12 protein-coding genes are annotated in these 15,938 nt (G+C 66.2%); 3 read left to right on the top strand and 9 right to left on the bottom strand.

All coding sequences use genetic code 11. From position 1 onward, the window contains the following. Positions 1-131: 131 nt before the first annotated feature. From JOE31_RS05410 to JOE31_RS05390, 5 genes are all read right to left on the bottom strand, one after another. Entirely contained in the window at positions 132-1,640 is a 1,509-nt protein-coding gene (locus JOE31_RS05410) for a cation:dicarboxylate symporter family transporter (RefSeq protein ID WP_209742496.1), read from the bottom strand. 214 nt (positions 1,641-1,854) lie between these two features. Then, positions 1,855-2,859 (bottom strand): endonuclease domain-containing protein, encoded by a 1,005-nt coding sequence (locus JOE31_RS21420; protein ID WP_245198985.1) that lies wholly within the window; start codon positions 2,857-2,859, stop codon positions 1,855-1,857. 147 nt (positions 2,860-3,006) lie between these two features. Continuing rightward, entirely contained in the window at positions 3,007-3,786 is a 780-nt protein-coding gene (locus tag JOE31_RS05400; protein ID WP_209742495.1) for an SDR family oxidoreductase, read from the bottom strand. 42 nt (positions 3,787-3,828) lie between these two features. Next, on the bottom strand, positions 3,829-4,572 hold the full coding sequence (locus tag JOE31_RS05395) for an aspartate/glutamate racemase family protein (protein WP_209742494.1): 744 nt from the start codon (positions 4,570-4,572) through the stop codon (positions 3,829-3,831). Positions 4,573-4,612: 40 nt separating this feature from the next. Next, the gene (locus JOE31_RS05390; protein ID WP_209742493.1) at positions 4,613-6,181 is read right to left on the bottom strand and encodes an NCS1 family nucleobase:cation symporter-1; all 1,569 of its coding nucleotides are present in this window, start codon (positions 6,179-6,181) and stop codon (positions 4,613-4,615) included. A 307-nt stretch (positions 6,182-6,488) separates the two neighbouring features. Here JOE31_RS05390 and aceE point away from each other — a divergent pair, with 307 nt between their 5' ends. Both aceE and nboR read left to right on the top strand, forming a co-directional pair. Next, entirely contained in the window at positions 6,489-9,257 is a 2,769-nt protein-coding gene (aceE, locus tag JOE31_RS05385; RefSeq protein ID WP_209742492.1) for a pyruvate dehydrogenase (acetyl-transferring), homodimeric type, read from the top strand. A 129-nt stretch (positions 9,258-9,386) separates the two neighbouring features. Beyond that, positions 9,387-9,995 carry a nicotine blue oxidoreductase gene (gene nboR, locus JOE31_RS05380; protein WP_209742491.1) on the top strand — a complete coding sequence of 203 codons (609 nt, stop codon included), beginning with the start codon at positions 9,387-9,389 and terminating at the stop codon, positions 9,993-9,995. Positions 9,996-9,999: 4 nt separating this feature from the next. Here the strand turns inward: nboR and JOE31_RS05375 are convergent, their stop codons facing one another. After that, positions 10,000-10,650, bottom strand: a complete 651-nt coding sequence (locus JOE31_RS05375) for a uracil-DNA glycosylase (protein WP_209742490.1) — start codon at positions 10,648-10,650, stop codon at positions 10,000-10,002. Between the two features lie 70 nt (positions 10,651-10,720). On the opposite strand from JOE31_RS05375, the gene JOE31_RS05370 reads away from it, so the two are divergent. Next, complete coding sequence (locus tag JOE31_RS05370; RefSeq protein ID WP_209742489.1) at positions 10,721-11,245, top strand: DUF488 family protein; 525 nt, start codon at positions 10,721-10,723, stop codon at positions 11,243-11,245. On the opposite strand, the gene JOE31_RS05365 is transcribed toward JOE31_RS05370, so the two are convergent. The 3 genes from JOE31_RS05365 to JOE31_RS05355 are packed head-to-tail and all read right to left on the bottom strand — an operon-like array spanning position 11,242 to position 15,938. Continuing rightward, entirely contained in the window at positions 11,242-11,982 is a 741-nt protein-coding gene (locus JOE31_RS05365) for a HEAT repeat domain-containing protein (RefSeq protein ID WP_209742488.1), read from the bottom strand. The genes JOE31_RS05370 and JOE31_RS05365 overlap by 4 nt on opposite strands. A 52-nt stretch (positions 11,983-12,034) precedes the next feature. Beyond that, positions 12,035-13,018, bottom strand: a complete 984-nt coding sequence (locus JOE31_RS05360) for an aldo/keto reductase (protein WP_209742487.1) — start codon at positions 13,016-13,018, stop codon at positions 12,035-12,037. Positions 13,019-13,025: 7 nt separating this feature from the next. Further along, a complete protein-coding gene (locus tag JOE31_RS05355; protein ID WP_209742486.1) occupies positions 13,026-15,938 on the bottom strand; it encodes a molybdopterin-dependent oxidoreductase in 2,913 nt (970 codons plus the stop codon).

Genomic DNA, 15,938 nt, shown 5'->3' with positions numbered 1-15,938 from the left:
CCGGCGGGCGGGGTGCTTCAGCCGGCGTTGGCCGGACGCTCCGCGGCCGCAACACGCAGCCCCGCCCCGGTGTTCCGGGACGGGGCTGCGTATAGTGCGGTTCTGCGGGTTTCCGGTTGTACGGCCGGGCCCTATTCGTGGTTGATGGCGGCTGAGCTGCGCTCCGGCGGACCTCCGTGGGCGCCGGGCCGGCTCATCTGGAAGCCGGGGATGTCCTCGGGGTTGGGTCCGCCGCGGAACTTGGGCGACGGCGCCCCTCCGCCGCTGATCCGCTCGAGCTCCTGGTCCTCGAAGTCATCCTCGACGCCGAGCATGATGGCCGAGTCGTGGTTGGTGATTTCGCCGCGGAATGCACGGACCATGACGCTGCGGTCGAACTGGCCCTCCCATTTGGAGACCACGAAGGTGGCTACGCAGTTCCCCAGCAGGTTGACCACAACCCGCATGGAGTCCATGAGGCGGTCGGCGCCGAGGAGCAGGGCCACGCCGGCAACCGGGAATATGCCGAGCGCGGCCGCGGTGGCGGACAGCGCGAGGAACGAGGACCCGGGCACTCCGGCCATGCCCTTGGAGGTCAGGAGCAGGACACCGAGGGCGGCCAACTGCTGGCCAAGGTCCAGGTTGTGGCCGAAGGCCTGGGCCAGGAAGAGCAGCGAGATCGAAAGGTAGATCGCGGCGCCGTCGAGGTTGAACGAGTAGCCGGTGGGAACCACCAGGCCGGTGGTGGCCCGTGAGCAGCCGGCATTGGTCAGCTTGGTCATGATGCGCGGCATGACAGCCTCGGTGGAGGCAGTGCCGAGGGCCAGCAGGAACTCTTCGCGGGTGTACTTCAGGAAATGCCAGAGCGGAACCCGGGCAAATCCCCAGGCCACAAGGAACAGCAGCGCGATGAAGACGATGGCTGCACCGTAGCAGGCGGCGATCAGCTTGGCGTAGGTGCCGAGGGTACCGAGGCCGTACTGGCCGATGATGAATGCCATCGCACCGAAGGCGCCGATCGGCGCCACCTTCATGATCCAGGACATGATCTTGAAGATGAGCTCCAGGACAGTCTCCATGAGGCTGATGACCGGCATGCAGCGCTCGCGTCCGATGACCACGATGGCCGCGCCGAAGAACACCGAGAAGAACAGGACCTGCAGGAGGCTGTTGCTCGCGAAGGCACCGATCACGCTGGTGGGAATGATGTCCAGGATGAAGTGGGCCGCGTCTTTCGGCGGCGTGGTGCCGGTTTTCGCGTTCAGCGCTTCCTGGGAGAGCGTGCTGGGGTCGATGTTCAGCCCGGCTCCGGGCTGGACGATGTTGCCCACGACCAGGCCGAAGACCAGCGCGAAGAGCGTGGCGGCAGTGAAGTAGAGAAGGGCCTTGACTCCTACCCTTCCGACCGCCTTGACGTCGCCTACGGCCGAGATTCCGGTGACAATCACCAAGAAAATCAGCGGCGCGATGATCATCTTGATGAGCTGGATGAATCCATCACCGAGAGGCCTCAGCTGCGAGCCGAGGTCCGGCCAGAAATGTCCGATAAGAACACCTGCCACGACGGCGATCAGAATTTGGAAGAAGAGCGACCTATACAGGGGCTTCTTCTTCGACGGCGCCGAACTCGCCTTCAGCGCCGCAGAGTCTGGGATCTTCATTGATCTGTACCTATCAATCGGGAACAGCCCCGGAGATCGGGGTCTGTTTCCAAAGTAACCCCGCTCACATTATTCCGCAAGAGGAAATTCAGTTTCCACAGAGTGGAAACTATCAACAGGTCGCGAAAGCCTGGCTGCGTCCCCGTCTTCGAGTTTTTGTCCACATCGAGGGACTCGAAAGCGTCTGAAGTCACGTCATCTGGACAAAAACTCCCTAGCGCCGCCAGCCCTGTTTCCGGAGTGTGTGCGTCACCCTCGACACCACCCACTCGGGACCCCGCTCCATGTCGATCCTGTTGATCCTGACCTGCCGCCAGCCCGCGTCCGCAACTCGCTGATCCCGGTATGCGTCCATGGCCTGCTGCTCCGGGTCCAGATGATGCAGGCCCTCGTACTCGACGCAGGTCCGGTACCGCGCGTTGCCCAGGTCCGTCCAGACCGGCCTTCCCAGGGCATCGTCCACGCGGCAGTTGGCGGTGAACTCCGGAAGGCCCGCGCCGTGGAGCATCAGGCGAAGTCTGCTTTCGGGCGGCGAATCGACGCCGACGCGCAGCAGGTCCAGGGCAAGCCGGGCCTTGCGGACACCATGGATGCCGTTGGCGTTGTCCACGAACTTCCGGAGCTCAGCCAGCGGCACCATGGCAACTTTTGGCGGACCGAACGACCTGGCGTGTTCGCTGACGATGGCGTCGCCCGCCACCACCAGGTCATCCGTGGGCAGCAGTGAGCCAAGATCCACCCACGTCCGGGCAACAGACGTCAGTCTCAGCCCATCGATTTCGACGACATCGCCGTCGCGGATCCTGAGCCGGTGTCCCGCCACGCCCTTGCGTCGGGGCAGCGTTGCGCCGCCCCCGCGGGAAAGGTGCAGGAAGCGCCCGGGCTCGCGGAAATGCGGGCCGGTTTTCTTACCCCAGGGAACAGGTTCGACGACGGCGGTCACCGGGCCGCCGCCGTCGGGCCGGAATTCCGCCCACGGCGGCAGCGGAACGCCGTGGATCTCAGCAGCGCTGACAAGGCTGCAGAAGGTAACCGCGTCCAACCGGGTGTGGGATCGGACGAGCGCCGCGAGGTCAGTCCGGCCGCCCTTGGGCACACGGATTCCGCGGCTTGGCCGGTGCAGGTCGGCGCCCAGCAACCTGCTGGTTCCGACGCCGGCAGCGGTGGCCTCCGCAACAGCAAAGGGGCGCCGGCCGACTTCTTCTGGAAGGGGAGACAATCTGCTCATGGTCCATTGAGGCACCCCTCCGCATGCCCGCAGAGGTTATCCACAGGCCAACATCCCGGCTCTCGAGTTTTTGTCCATATCGGGGGACTTAGAGGCCTCCCAAGTCGCGATATGTGGACAAAAACTCGAAGAAGGAGGTTAGCCGCGGCCGATGAACGGCATTCCTGCTGCCGTGATCACCACCGAGCCGACGCTGGCCGTAGGCGGCATGCCTGCCATCAGCAGCACCGCACGGGCGGCATCCTGCACCGGGAACGTGGGCTCCACCCGGCGGCTGCCGTCGGCCTGCAGGGCACCGGAGTCCACGCCGATGGTGCCCATGATGTCCGTGGCCGTGTTGCCGATGTCGATCTGGCCGCACGTGATGCCGAATTCCCGGCCGTCCAGTTCGATGCTCTTGGTCAGGCCGGTCATGGCGTGCTTGGTCACTGTGTAAGCAACTGTCCGGGGGCGCGGGGAATGGGCTGAAATGGAACCGTTGTTGATGATCCGGCCGCCCTGCGGCTCCTGGGCTTTCATCGCCCGCACTGCAGCGGCGGCACACAGCATGGACCCGGTGAGGTTCACCGCCACCACCGCATCCCAGTCGGCCACGCTGATCTCGTCCACCGACGCTGCCGGGCCAAACACCCCCGCGTTGTTGAACAGGACATCCACCCGCCCCCACTTCTGGAGGGCCGCAGCGAAAAGACGTTCGACGTCGTCGGGCACCGTGACATCGCAGGTCACCGCCAGCGCCTGGCGGTGACCCGCCGCGGACTCCAGCAGCGGAACCTCACGGCGGCCGGCCAGCACCACGCGGTAGCCTTCGGCCAGCATGAGCCGTGCCACCGCCCGGCCGATGCCGGACCCTGCACCGGTCACGACGGCGACCGGTCCCGGCCGGTGGGGTGGTACAGGCCGGTGGGTTGCAGTCATTCGTCGCTCCTTGCGTTGATGGCCGGGCTGTCGGGGCCGCGGCTACGGCGCAGCGGGCACGTCCGCTGCCGTTAGTGGCCAGCCTATGACGGTCTTGGGCCGCGGGCTGGCGTAGGTCCGGACTTTGGACGTGGACAGCCCCAGCCGCACCAGGGACTCCGCGATGGTCACGGCGGCCGCCACTCCGTCAACCACCGGGACGCCGGCACGCTTGCGGATCTCCTCGTCCAGGCCGGCCATCCCGCCGCAGCCCAGGACGATCACCTCGGCCTTGTCGTCACGCACGGCGGCCAGCGACTGTTCGATGATCGCTTCGACAGCCCTCTCCGGCTCCTCTTCCAGCTCCAGGACTGCCATCCCGCTGGCCCGCACCGAGGCACACCGCGCATCGAGGCCGGCCAGTTTCAGCCGGTCCTCGATGAGCGGAACCGCCCGGTCAAGGGTGGTGACCACCGAGTACTTGTGTCCAAGGAACATCGCCGTGGAGGCCGCTGCCTCGGTGATGTCCACAACGGGGACGTCGAGGAGCTCCTGCAGCCCCTCCCGCCCGTGCTCGCCGTACCCGGCCTGGATGACGGCGTCGAACGGCTCCGGGTAGTTGACCACGGCGTCCATGACGGCGATCGCGGCGAGATAGCTTTCGAAGTTCCCCTCGCAGGAGTCCGCGCCGAACCGCGGCGTGATCCCGATGATCTCGGTGCCGGGTGCCGCGACGGACCGGGCCTGGGCGGCGATGGAGTCGGTCATGGACTGTGTGGTGTTCACGTTGGCGACAAGTATGCGCATGGTGGTGTCTTCCGTTGTCTGTGGAGCCGGGCGGTGTTCGTCAGTGCGTGCTAGCGACGGCGATGGATTCGCCGTCGACGTCTTCGAGCCGCTGCGAGCGGTCGGCGATGAAGTAGTACACCACTGCGGCGATGCCGGCCGCGAAGAACCAGGCGAACGGGGCGGCCGCCTCGAGCGCCGGAACGAAGGCTATCAGGAGCGCGACGGCGGCTGCCGGGACCAGCGCGATGATGGCGCGGGGGTTGAAGCCCTTTTTGTAGAAGTAGGCTCCGGCGGGATCTTCCGTGTACAGCTCAAGCACATTGACCTTGCCGCGGCGTAGCAGCCAGTAGTCGGCCATGACGACGCCGAACAGCGGGCCGAGCAATGCCCCGAGGCCGCCCAGGAAGTACACGATCACCAGCGGATTGTTGTACAGGTTCCACGGCAGGATGATCAGTCCGATCGTGCCGCTGACCCAGGCCGCCTTGCGGAAGTTCAGGTGCCTCGGGAACAGATTGGTCAGGGCGTAGACCGGGGCCACGAAGTTGGCCATCAGGTTCACGGCGATGGTCAGGATGAGCAGCGCGAGGCAGGCCAACACCAGGAACAGCGTGTTTGGAATGGTCTGGACGATATCCGACGGGCTCTGGATGACCGTGCCGTTGATCTTGAACTGGCCGCCGGCCATGACCACCACAATGGCGCCGAAGAGGAGCATGTTGATGGGGATGCCCCAGAAGTTGCCGCGCACCACCGCCTTCTTGGAGACGGCCGAGCGGGTGAAGTCGCAGAAGTTCAGGACGAAAGTTCCGTAGATGGACACCCACAGTGCACCGCCGGCGAAGATGGTGCGCCACATGTCCGCCCCTTCGAGGGCGTTGTCGGACGACCACGCGATGGAGCCGCCGGCTTCGATGAAGATCCAGACGGCGATGGCCGCCATGGTCACGAGGATGACGGGCCCGGCAAAAGCCTCGTACTTGCGGATCATTTCCATGCCGAAGCTGACGATAATCAGCTGCACGATCCAGAGGAACACAAAGGCGGCCCAGCCCAGCGTGGACAGCCCGAGGATCGAGTTGGAGTCCAGTTCTTTCAGCGCGGGAACCACGGCCACGAGCATGACCCGAAGCACCACCGACGCAAGGTAGGTCTGGATGCCGAACCAGGCCACGGCCACAGCACCGCGCAGGAGGCTGGCGATCTGGGCTCCCCTGATGCCGAAGCTGATCCGGCTCATGACGGGGAAAGGCACACCGGTCTTGACACCCATGAAACCCGAGAAGCTCAGGAGCCCGAACAGCAGGACGGCACCGACGCCGAGGGCCAGCAGGATCTGCCAGCCGCCGAGGCCCAGTGCGAAGAGCCCGATGGCAAAGGCATAGTTTCCAAGGCTGTGGACGTCGTTGGCCCACAGGGTGAAGATGCTGTAGCTGGTCCAGCGGCGGCCTTCGCGCTTCGTCGGCGCAAGGTCGATGTTGTACAGGCTGGGGCTGATGATGCGCCCGGACGCGGCGCTCGCTGTTTCACACAGGGCTTCGACGCCCGTTGCGGGGTGGACCGGCTGGCCCGACAACTCTGTCGGGCCGGAGTCCGTTTTGACGCCGACTGATGGGGTCGTCTGCATCTGGTTCTCCAGTTCTAGGGATGGTGATGGGGGAAGCCACTGCTTCCGAGAGAGTAATTCCACAGGATGGAAATTTGGTTTTGAGGAGTGGAATAACTTTATGACCTGGGTCACCTTATGGTCAAGGGCCCGGCGGCGCATCAGGCGGTCACAATCAGTCCGCAGGAGCTTTCCCTCCGCTCCGTAGGCGGCACGGCAGGACCGCCTTGACCGTTCGGCCGCTTCTGCATAATCTCGAATTGCAAGAATGTTTTCTCACAATACGAAAACTTAGAGCCCAGACATTCAAAGATGAAAAGAGGCTGCCGTGGCTGCAGGAGAAGATACCTCCCATATCCTCAGCGGGTTGACTAACCAGCTGCCTGATCGTGATCCGGAAGAGACCGCCGAATGGATTGAGTCCCTGGATACGCTGATCAGGGAACAGGGCACTGAGCGTGCCCAGTACATCATGCGCAGTCTCCTGCAGCGTGCCGGCGCCCAGAGCGTCGGGGTTCCGATGGTCACCACCACGGACTATGTGAACACCATCCCCGCGGACCAGGAAGCACCGTTCCCCGGCAACGAGGAATACGAGCGCCGCTACCGGGCGTACATGCGCTGGAACGCCGCGGTCATGGTGCACCGGTCCCAGCGCCCGAACATCGGCGTCGGCGGGCACATCTCCACCTACGCCGGTGCCGCGACCCTGTACGAGGTCGGGTTCAACCACTTCTTCCGCGGCAAGGACCACCCCGGCGGCGGGGACCAGGTCTTCTTCCAGGGCCACGCCTCCCCCGGCATGTACGCCCGCGCCTTCATGGAAGGCCGGCTGACCGAGGAGGACCTGGACGGGTTCCGGCAGGAAAAGTCCAAGGCCGGGCACGCCCTGTCCTCCTACCCGCACCCGCGGCTGATGCCCCGGTTCTGGGAATTCCCCACCGTGTCCATGGGCATCGGGCCGATGAACGCGATCTACCAGGCCCAGTCCAACCGGTACCTGCACAACCGCGGCCTGAAAGACACCTCGGACCAGCAGGTCTGGGCGTTCCTGGGCGACGGGGAAATGGACGAGCCCGAGTCCCGCGGCCTGCTCCAGCTCGCCGCGAACGAGAACCTGGACAACCTGAACTTCGTGATCAACTGCAACCTCCAGCGCCTGGACGGGCCGGTGCGCGGCAACGGGAAGATCATGCAGGAACTCGAAGCGTTCTTCCGCGGCGCGGGCTGGAACGTCATCAAGGTCGTCTGGGGCCGGGAATGGGATGAGCTGCTCGCCAAGGACTCCGACGGGTCGCTGGTGAAGATCATGAACGAAACCCCGGACGGGGACTACCAGACCTACAAGGCCGAATCCGGCGGGTTCGTCCGCGAACACTTCTTCGGCAAGGACCCCCGCACCAAGGACCTCGTCGCGGACCTCACCGATGACCAGATCTGGAACCTCAAGCGCGGCGGCCACGACTACCGCAAGGTCTACGCCGCGTACAAGGCAGCCACCGAATTCAAGGGCAAACCCACCGTCATCCTGGCCAAAACCGTCAAGGGCTACGGCCTCGGCCCGAGGTTTGAGGGCCGGAATGCCACCCACCAGATGAAAAAACTCACGGTGGAGGATTTGAAGGAATTCAGGGACTACCTGAGGATTCCCATTTCCGACGCCCGCCTGGAAGAGGACCCGTACAGCCCGCCGTACTTCCATCCCGGTGCGGACGCTCCGGAGATCGCCTACCTCCTTGAGCGCCGCGCGGCCCTCGGCGGCTACACGCCCGAGCGCCGGGCCAACCACGCGGCCATTGAGCTGCCCGAAGCCAAGACGTTCGACGTCGCCAAGCGCGGCACGGGCAAGCAGCAGGCTGCCACCACCATGGCGTTCGTCCGCCTGCTCAAGGACCTTCTCCGGGACAAGAAGTTCGGGCACCGGATCGTTCCCATCGTGCCGGACGAATCGCGCACGTTCGGCATGGATGCCTTTTTCCCCACGGCGAAAATCTACAATCCGGGCGGCCAGAACTACCTCTCCGTGGACCGGGACCTGGTCCTGGCCTACAAGGAATCCGCCCAGGGCCAGCTGATCCACCCCGGCATCAACGAAGCCGGCGCCGTCGCAGCCTTCACCGCCGCCGGCACCGCCTACGCCACCCACGGCGTACCGCTGATCCCGGTCTACGTGTTCTACTCCATGTTCGGCTTCCAGCGCACCGGCGACGCCTTCTGGGCAGCCGCGGACCAAATGACCCGCGGCTTCATCATCGGCGCCACCGCAGGACGGACCACCCTCACCGGCGAAGGACTCCAGCACGCCGACGGCCACTCCCCCATCCTCGCCGCCACCAACCCGGCAGTCGTCACCTACGACCCCGCCTACGGCTACGAAATGGGCCACATCATCCGCGACGGCATCGAACGGATGTACGGACCGGGGGCCGCAAGCGGCGAAGGAACCGGAGCTGCATCCGATAAAAACCTGATGTACTACCTCACCGTCTACAACGAACCCATCACCCAGCCCAACGAGCCTGAGAACCTCGACGTCAACGGTGTGCTGAAGGGCATCTACCGGGTATCGGCGTCGGGTGTGGAAGGTCCCAGGAGCCAGATCCTGGCCTCGGGCGTTTCGGTGCCCTGGGCGCTGGAAGCCCAGCGGATCCTGGCTGAGGACTGGGGCGTCTCCGCGGACGTCTGGTCCGTCACGTCCTGGAACGAACTCCGCCGCGACGGCCTCGCCGCCGAGGAGGAAGCATTCCTGAACCCCGGCGAGCCGGCCCGGATCCCGTTTGTGGCACAGCAGATGGCCGAGGCGCACGGGCCCATCGTGGCGGTCTCGGACTACATGAAGGCCGTCCCGGACCAGATCCGCCAGTTCCTCCCGAACGAGTTCGCCTCGCTCGGCGCGGACGGCTTCGGCTTCTCCGACACCCGCGCCGCCGCGCGCCGCTTCTTCAAGAACGACACCCACTCCATCGTGGTGAAGACGCTGCAAATGCTCGCGGCGAGGGGCGATGTGGAGGAGGGGGCGCCGTCGTACGCCATGGACCGCTACAAGCTCCTGGACGTGAACGCCGGAACCACCGGAGGAGCAGGCGGCGACGCCTGACGCAGTCCATCCGGCTGTCCTCCTTTGGAGTTTTTGTCCAGATAATGCGCTTTGGAAGCACTTTTGAGGCCATTATCTGGACAAAAACTCGTATGTGATGTGGGGGACTCGCTTGTATATGGTGTGGGAATGAGCCATCCGAACAAGCAGGGGACGACGGCGGTGCTGCTCGCTGCCGGGTCCGGGTCCCGTTTGGGACTGGGGCCCAAGGCCCTGCTGCCGTTCCGCGGCCGCACACTGGTCGAAGTGCTCGCCGGGGTGCTGCTCGACGGCGGATGCCGCGACGTCGTGATCGTCCTCGGCGCCGACGCGGCGAAGGTCCGCGAAACCACCGACCTGGCCAAGTACACCGTTGCCCACAACCCTGACTGGCAGTCCGGGATGGGCGGGTCGTTCCGGCTGGGGGTTGCCGCAGCGGCAGCTGACGACCATGTGCTGATCGCGCTGGTGGACCAGCCGGGCCTCACTCCGGAAACCGTGTCCCGGCTCCTGGCAGCCCACGCGCCCGGCCGGGTGACTGCCGCCGCCTACCGCGGCGCGGACGGCGTCCTCCGGCGCGGCCATCCGCTGCTTTTGGACGCCGGCCTGCGAGCCGACGCGGCTGAATCAGCAACAGGCGACGCCGGAGCCCGGCATTTCCTGCAGGCCCACCCGGAGCTCATCGACCTGGTGGACTGCAGCGACCAGTCCGGCGGCGGGGATCTCGACACGCCGGACCAGCTGGGGCTGCTCGGCTAGCCGTTCAGGGCCGCATTCCCGCTGCGAGCAACTCCTCCAGTCCCCGTTTGAACCCGGACCGGCCGCCATGGGCGGGATGCCTGATCTTCGGCACGTCCAGGCCGCTCCGGTGCAGGCTGCGGTGCGCCACGTTGCCTACGGCCACCACGGTTTCGATCGGAAAGAGCTCAGTCAGTGCCTGCCAGAAGGGAGTTCCGAGTGCTGCCTCGGCCGGATTCGGAGTGCGGTTGGACAGCGGCCGCCCCGCAACGTGCGTATGCCACGGGCAGGCGCTCCACAGCAGGGGCAGGAATTCCAGCTCGGCCAGGACCTGCCACATGACTGTTGCGGTGGGCTCGGCTGCAACGGCGGCGGCATCAGCCGGCAGCACATATCCCTTGCCCGGCCCGAACAGCCCAAAGCTGTTGGCCGGCCCCTCAAACATGGTGCGGTTGGTGAACGGAACACCGGTGACCCTCATGCCCCGGAAGCCGGGGGCCTCCCCCACCAGCAGCACCTTCGGGGAACGGTCCAGCATTTCCTGCAGGTAGATCCCCAGGTTCCGCCGGCGCTGCGCATTTTCCGGGACGGCGTGGTCAAAAAAGTTGTTGCACCCCGGCCCTGTTGCCACGGCCCCGAGCCGTTCGATGAAGGCTTCGATTGCCGATGAAGGCATTCCATCCCCGTTTCCCTAGGCAGCTTGTCGGGCCACCAGAATATCCGGGCTGCCGCCTTAGCATGGGGGCATGACGGATATGACCATCTTCACGGTGGGGCACTCCACTCATCCCATCGACGAATTCATCGGCATCCTGAAAGCCCACGGCATCAAGAAGCTGATCGACGTGCGCACCGTCCCGAAGTCGCGGCACAATCCGCAGTTCAACGGGGACGCCCTGGCGGCGAGCGTGCGCGCCAGCGGGATCACCTACCGGCGGATGGAATCCCTTGGCGGCCTGCGGCATGCCCGGAAAGACAGCTCCAACGGCGCATGGCGGAACACGTCTTTCCGGGGGTACGCGGACTACATGCAGACCGAAGAGTTCTCATCAGCGATCGATGAGCTGATGGAACGCGGGCGGACCGGCAATGCGGTGATCATGTGCGCGGAGGCCGTCCCGTGGCGTTGCCACCGTTCATTGATCGGTGACGCGCTCCTGGCCCGGAACGTCAAGGTGCTGGACATCATGACGGAAAAGTCCGCCAAACCCCACACCCTGACCTCCTTTGCACACGTCGAGGGAGAGCGGGTGTGGTATCCGGCGGACTAACGAGCTGCCCGGTCCAGGACGGCGGCCACGCATTCGGCAGCTGCCGGGTCAGCCCGGGCCAAGCGCGCCTTCTTGAGGTTTTCCCGCACGATCCAGCGCACATCCTTGTCGTCACTGGCCGCCCACCTTTCCAGCCTCTCGAAGCCCTCCGCCGGTGACGCCGCAATGGCAACACTCCAGCAGTACCCCAGCCCCTGCCGCAGCACACGGAACTCTTCAGCACGCCGGGACTCAGGCCCCAGTCCCTGGATTGACGCCGTGATCCGGTCCAGGGTCTCCACCGCCCGGCGGGCATCGTCCGGGTGGCGCAGCAGGCGGGGTTCGCAGATACCGGCCGCCACGGCGCGCTGCACCAGGAGCGGGCCATCCGCCCAGTCCCCGGTCACGGCCCACAATGCCGGCATGTCCGCATCGCCGAGCCGCTGCAGTGCCATCGCCACACCCTCGCGCACCCGCCAACGGGAATCGGCTGCCCGCGACCTCAACGCTTCCGCGGCCTGCGCCTCGCCCTCGGCAAGTAAACGGCCAAAGCCGACGGCGCCGCAGGTGGCCAGGTATTCGTCCTGGCTCTCCGCGCACCTTCGGATCAGGACGGGGTCGGCCACATCGGCGAAAGCCTCCGCAAGTTCTATGTTCCCGCGGGGGCCGGGAAGGCCGGATTCCTGGTTCAGGTAGGCCACCCACTGGTCAGCGGGGAGCGACTCCAGCACCGCCCGGTAATCCGAACGTTTGGTCATCGGCCAATTCCTCGCTCCCGAAGTGCGCCTGGCCGTGAAGGAATCCTGCGCGCTACCAGCGCGGGTGGATCGATTCGCGGAAGTAGCGGTCGTAGATTTCGTGGACACCGACGTCGAACGTTGCGTCAATGCCGCTGACATGCGCAGCGGCAGCGTTGGAACGGGCTTGGTCCACGTTGCGCGCGCCCGGGATCACCGTGCTGACGCCGTCCTGCGCCGCGATCCAGGCGATGGCCGCCTGTGCTGTGCTGACGCCGTCGGGCACCAGTTCCTCGAACTCGGCCACCGCTTTGAGGCCCTGCCCGAAGTCCACACCGGAGAAGGTCTCCCCGACGTCGAACGCCGAGCCGGTGCGGTTGTAATTGCGGTGGTCGTTCTCCGCGAAGGACGTATCCTCGGTGTATTTTCCGGAGAGCAGCCCGGAGGCGAGCGGTACGCGGGCGATGATGCCCACCCCGGCAGCCTCCGCCGCGGGCAGCACATCGTCCAGCGGCTTGAGCCGGAAGGCGTTGAGGATGATCTGCACGGTGGCTGTGCCCTCGTGGCGCATTGCTTCAAGTGCTTCGTCGGTCCGCTCCACGCTGACGCCGTAGTTCCGGATGGCACCCTCCGCCACGAGGGTGTCCAGCGCGTCGTAGACTTCCGCGTTGCTGTACACGGCGGTGGGCGGGCAGTGGAGCTGGACCAGATCCAGTTGTTCCACGCCCAGATTTCGCCGGGAGCGGTCCGTCCACTCGCGGAAGTTGGCGAGGTTGTAGTTCTCCGGCCGCTGCTCCATCCGGCGGCCCATCTTGGTGGCCACCGTGATGTCCAGGCCGGGGTTGGCCGCCAGGAACGCGCCGATGGCCTGCTCGCTGCGGCCGTCACCATAGACGTCTGCGGTGTCGAAGAACGTGACGCCCTCTTCCACGGAGGCGGCCAGGATGGCCTGCGCCTGCGCGGGGTCCACGTTGCCCCAGTCCGCGCCAAGCTGCCAGGTCCCCAGTCCAACAATGGAGACATTCCGTCCTGTCTTGCCCAACATTCGCTTTTCCATCATCCGACTATAGGCCGTTAGCGCTCTCAAGGTGAGAGGCGAGCCCCGCTTCCTTCAGGCCAAGGTAGATCTTGTCCCTGGCGATGGGCAGCTCGGCGAACCTCACTCCCGTGGCGTTCCGGATGGCATTGGCGAGCGCCGGCGCCACCGGGTTGAACGGGCTTTCGCTCATAGACTTCGCCCCCAGCGGGCCCAGTTTGTCGCTGGTCTCCGCGAAGTAGACTTCGCTGCGGGGCACGTCCGCGAACGTGGGGATGTGGTACTGCCGCAGGATGTCCGTGGTGACCCTTCCGCCGTCGTCCACCTTCACTTCCTCGTACAGCGCGGCGCCGAGGGCCTGCGCGATCCCGCCTTCGATCTGCCCGCGGCACTGCCGGGGGTTGACCACCACGCCGGCGTCGGCGGCCTGGACGCTCTGCAGGATCTTCAATTCGCCAGTGCCCGTATTAACCGCCACGCGGAAACCCTGGACATTGAACGCCACCGAGCGCGGCGTCCCGCCCCAGTGCCCCTCGGTGGCAAGTTCGACGCCGGCGGCTTCGGCGGCTTCGAAGATTTCGGTCAGGGGAACCCGGGTTCCTTCGCACACCACGGCGTCCTCCTCCAGCACGCAGCCGGAGGACTGGACCTGGCGGATCCCGGCAGCGAACGCCCGGATCCGGACCGCGAGCTCCTCGGCCGCGGCCAGTGTGGCCTTGCCAGCCACCACTGTTCCGGCCGAGCCGAACGCCCCGGTGTCGTGCTGCACCAGGTCCGTGTCCGACTGCCGTACCGTGATGCGTCCTGCCGTCGTGGACAGCGCGGTGGCCGCGAGCTGCGCGTGGACGGTGGTGGTGCCGTTGCCGAATTCGGCGGTCCCGACGTCGGCAGCGTACGTTCCGTCCGGAAGGAGCCGGAGCTTTGAGTGGGCAAAGTGGCCGCGCGGGGGGACGGTGTCGATCATGGACAGCGCGGTCCCCTCCCCCGTGACCCAGTCCGGGCCCAGGTCATCGAGGCCGGCGGCACGGTACCGTTCCAGCCCGCGGGCCAGGGCATCCTGCACCAGCCGGGTGCACTGGTCCAGCCCGTAGCTGCCGTAGTGCACGTCTTCCTCGGGCTCGGAATGGGTGGAGAGCATGTCGTCGCCTTCCAGGACCATATTGCGGCGGCGGAACTCCAGCGGATCCATCCCGATCCCGGTGGCGAGCTCGTCGATCCCGGACTCGATGGCGAAGATCATCTGGCTGAGACCGTAGCCGCGGAACGCGCCGGACGGAACCGTGTTGGTGTACACGGCGTGGGCATCGACTTTCTTGTTGGCGCACTTGTATACGCCCAGGGATTCGCCGCAGCCGTGGAACATCACGCCCGGGGCATGGTTGCCGTATGCGCCGGTGTTGGTAAGCACCTCCAGCTGCAGCGCGGTGACCCGGCCGTCCCTGCTGGCACCGGCCTTGAGGTGGATGGTGAAGGGGTGCCGGGTGGTGGAAGCCGTGAACTGCTCCGTCCGGGTGAATTCGAGCTGCACCGGCCGCTTCAGCTTCATCGCCGCCAGGGCCACGACGTCCTCCGTGAGCACCTCCTGCTTGCCGCCGAAACCGCCGCCAACGCGGCCGGCCACCACGCGGATCTGTTCTTCCGGCATATCAAAGACCCGGGACAGGGTGCGCCGGACCAGGAAGGGGACCTGGCTGGAGGTGCGGACCTGCAGCCGGCCTTCCCCGTCCACGGATGCGATCGCGGCGTGGGTTTCCAGTGCGGTGTGCTGGACGCGCTGGGTCCGGTACGTCTGTTCGTGGATGAAATCGGCCTCGGCGAACCCGGCTGCCACGCTGCCGAGTTCCGAATGCAGCTCTGCCACGACGTTCCGCTCAGGCCGGCTGATGCGGGCCGTGGCCGCGTCCTTTTCCCCGTGGATCGCGGGGGCACCGGGGCGCATCGCGTCCTCGGGGGTGAAGACGGCGTCGAGCAGCTGGTATTCCACCGCCAGGGCGCGCACGCCGGCTTCCGCAGCCGCCACGGAATCGGCGACGACGGCAGCCACCTTCTGTCCGATGAACCGCACCACGTCGTCCAGGACACGGGTATCGTCCGGATCGTCGGTGTAAAGCTCGTGCTGGGCGGTCGAGAAGGGCTGGGCCGGGGCGTCCTCGTGGGTGAAGACGGCCACCACGCCCGGAACCTGGAGGGCAGCGCTTGAGTCGACGGAGATTACCCGCGCGTGGGCGTGCGGTGACCGCAGGAGCTTCAGGTGCAGCAGCCCTTGCAGCTCCTCTGCGGGAACGTCCAGGGTGTAGCGGGCTTTCCCGGTGACCACCGCAAGGCTGGCGGGGGCGGGAACGTCGTCTCCGAGCTGGCCCGGCTTGGGCTCGGGCTGGCCTTCACCGGCGATGCCCGAACCCGGGCCCTTGGGGTCCGGGTGCCCTTCGTGGCCGCACACGGCATCCTCGATGGCCCGGTAGCCGGTGCAGCGGCACAGGTTTCCCTTGAGGTTCCGGGGCAGGTTCTCTTTCTGCTCCTCGTCGAACGTGGCCGCCGTCATCACCATGCCGGCGGTGCAGAATCCGCACTGGAATCCCTGGCGGTCCAGGAACTGCTGCTGCATCGGGTGGAGGGCGCCTGAGCCGGTCCCTGCCGTTTCGGTACCGTCCGGGTCAGTCCCGTTCGTATCAGTCCCCGCGGAACTGCCGCAGGTGCGGGCGAGCCCCTCGATGGTGGTGACGGCGCGCCCTTCGGCCCGCACGGCCGGGTAGATGCAGCTGTGTACGGGAGTGCCGTCCACGTGCACGGTGCAGGCGCCGCAATCGCCGCCGTCGCAGCCCTTCTTGACACCGAAGTTGCCCTGTTCGCGCAGGAAGGTGCGCAGGCACTGGCCGGGACGTGGCTCCGCCGCGGCCTGGACGCCGTTGATTTCGATGCCGCGGGTGGTGTGGTTGGCCAT

The organism is Arthrobacter sp. PvP023 (genome assembly GCF_017832975.1).
Lineage (GTDB): Bacteria > Actinomycetota > Actinomycetes > Actinomycetales > Micrococcaceae > Arthrobacter.
Note: the sequence above shows the minus strand (reverse complement) of the source record. Positions and strands in the feature narration are given on the sequence as shown.

Coding starts and splice junctions, on each gene's coding strand:
- JOE31_RS05410 (WP_209742496.1), bottom strand. CDS start 1,640: ATGAAGATCCCAGACTCTGCGGCGCTGAAGGCGAGTTCGGCGCCGTCG.
- JOE31_RS05400 (WP_209742495.1), bottom strand. CDS start 3,786: ATGACTGCAACCCACCGGCCTGTACCACCCCACCGGCCGGGACCGGTC.
- JOE31_RS05395 (WP_209742494.1), bottom strand. CDS start 4,572: ATGCGCATACTTGTCGCCAACGTGAACACCACACAGTCCATGACCGAC.
- JOE31_RS05390 (WP_209742493.1), bottom strand. CDS start 6,181: ATGCAGACGACCCCATCAGTCGGCGTCAAAACGGACTCCGGCCCGACA.
- nboR (WP_209742491.1), top strand. CDS start 9,387: ATGAGCCATCCGAACAAGCAGGGGACGACGGCGGTGCTGCTCGCTGCC.
- JOE31_RS05375 (WP_209742490.1), bottom strand. CDS start 10,650: ATGCCTTCATCGGCAATCGAAGCCTTCATCGAACGGCTCGGGGCCGTG.
- JOE31_RS05370 (WP_209742489.1), top strand. CDS start 10,721: ATGACGGATATGACCATCTTCACGGTGGGGCACTCCACTCATCCCATC.
- JOE31_RS05365 (WP_209742488.1), bottom strand. CDS start 11,982: ATGACCAAACGTTCGGATTACCGGGCGGTGCTGGAGTCGCTCCCCGCT.
- JOE31_RS05360 (WP_209742487.1), bottom strand. CDS start 13,018: ATGGAAAAGCGAATGTTGGGCAAGACAGGACGGAATGTCTCCATTGTT.
- JOE31_RS05355 (WP_209742486.1), bottom strand. CDS start 15,938: ATGGCCAACCACACCACCCGCGGCATCGAAATCAACGGCGTCCAGGCC.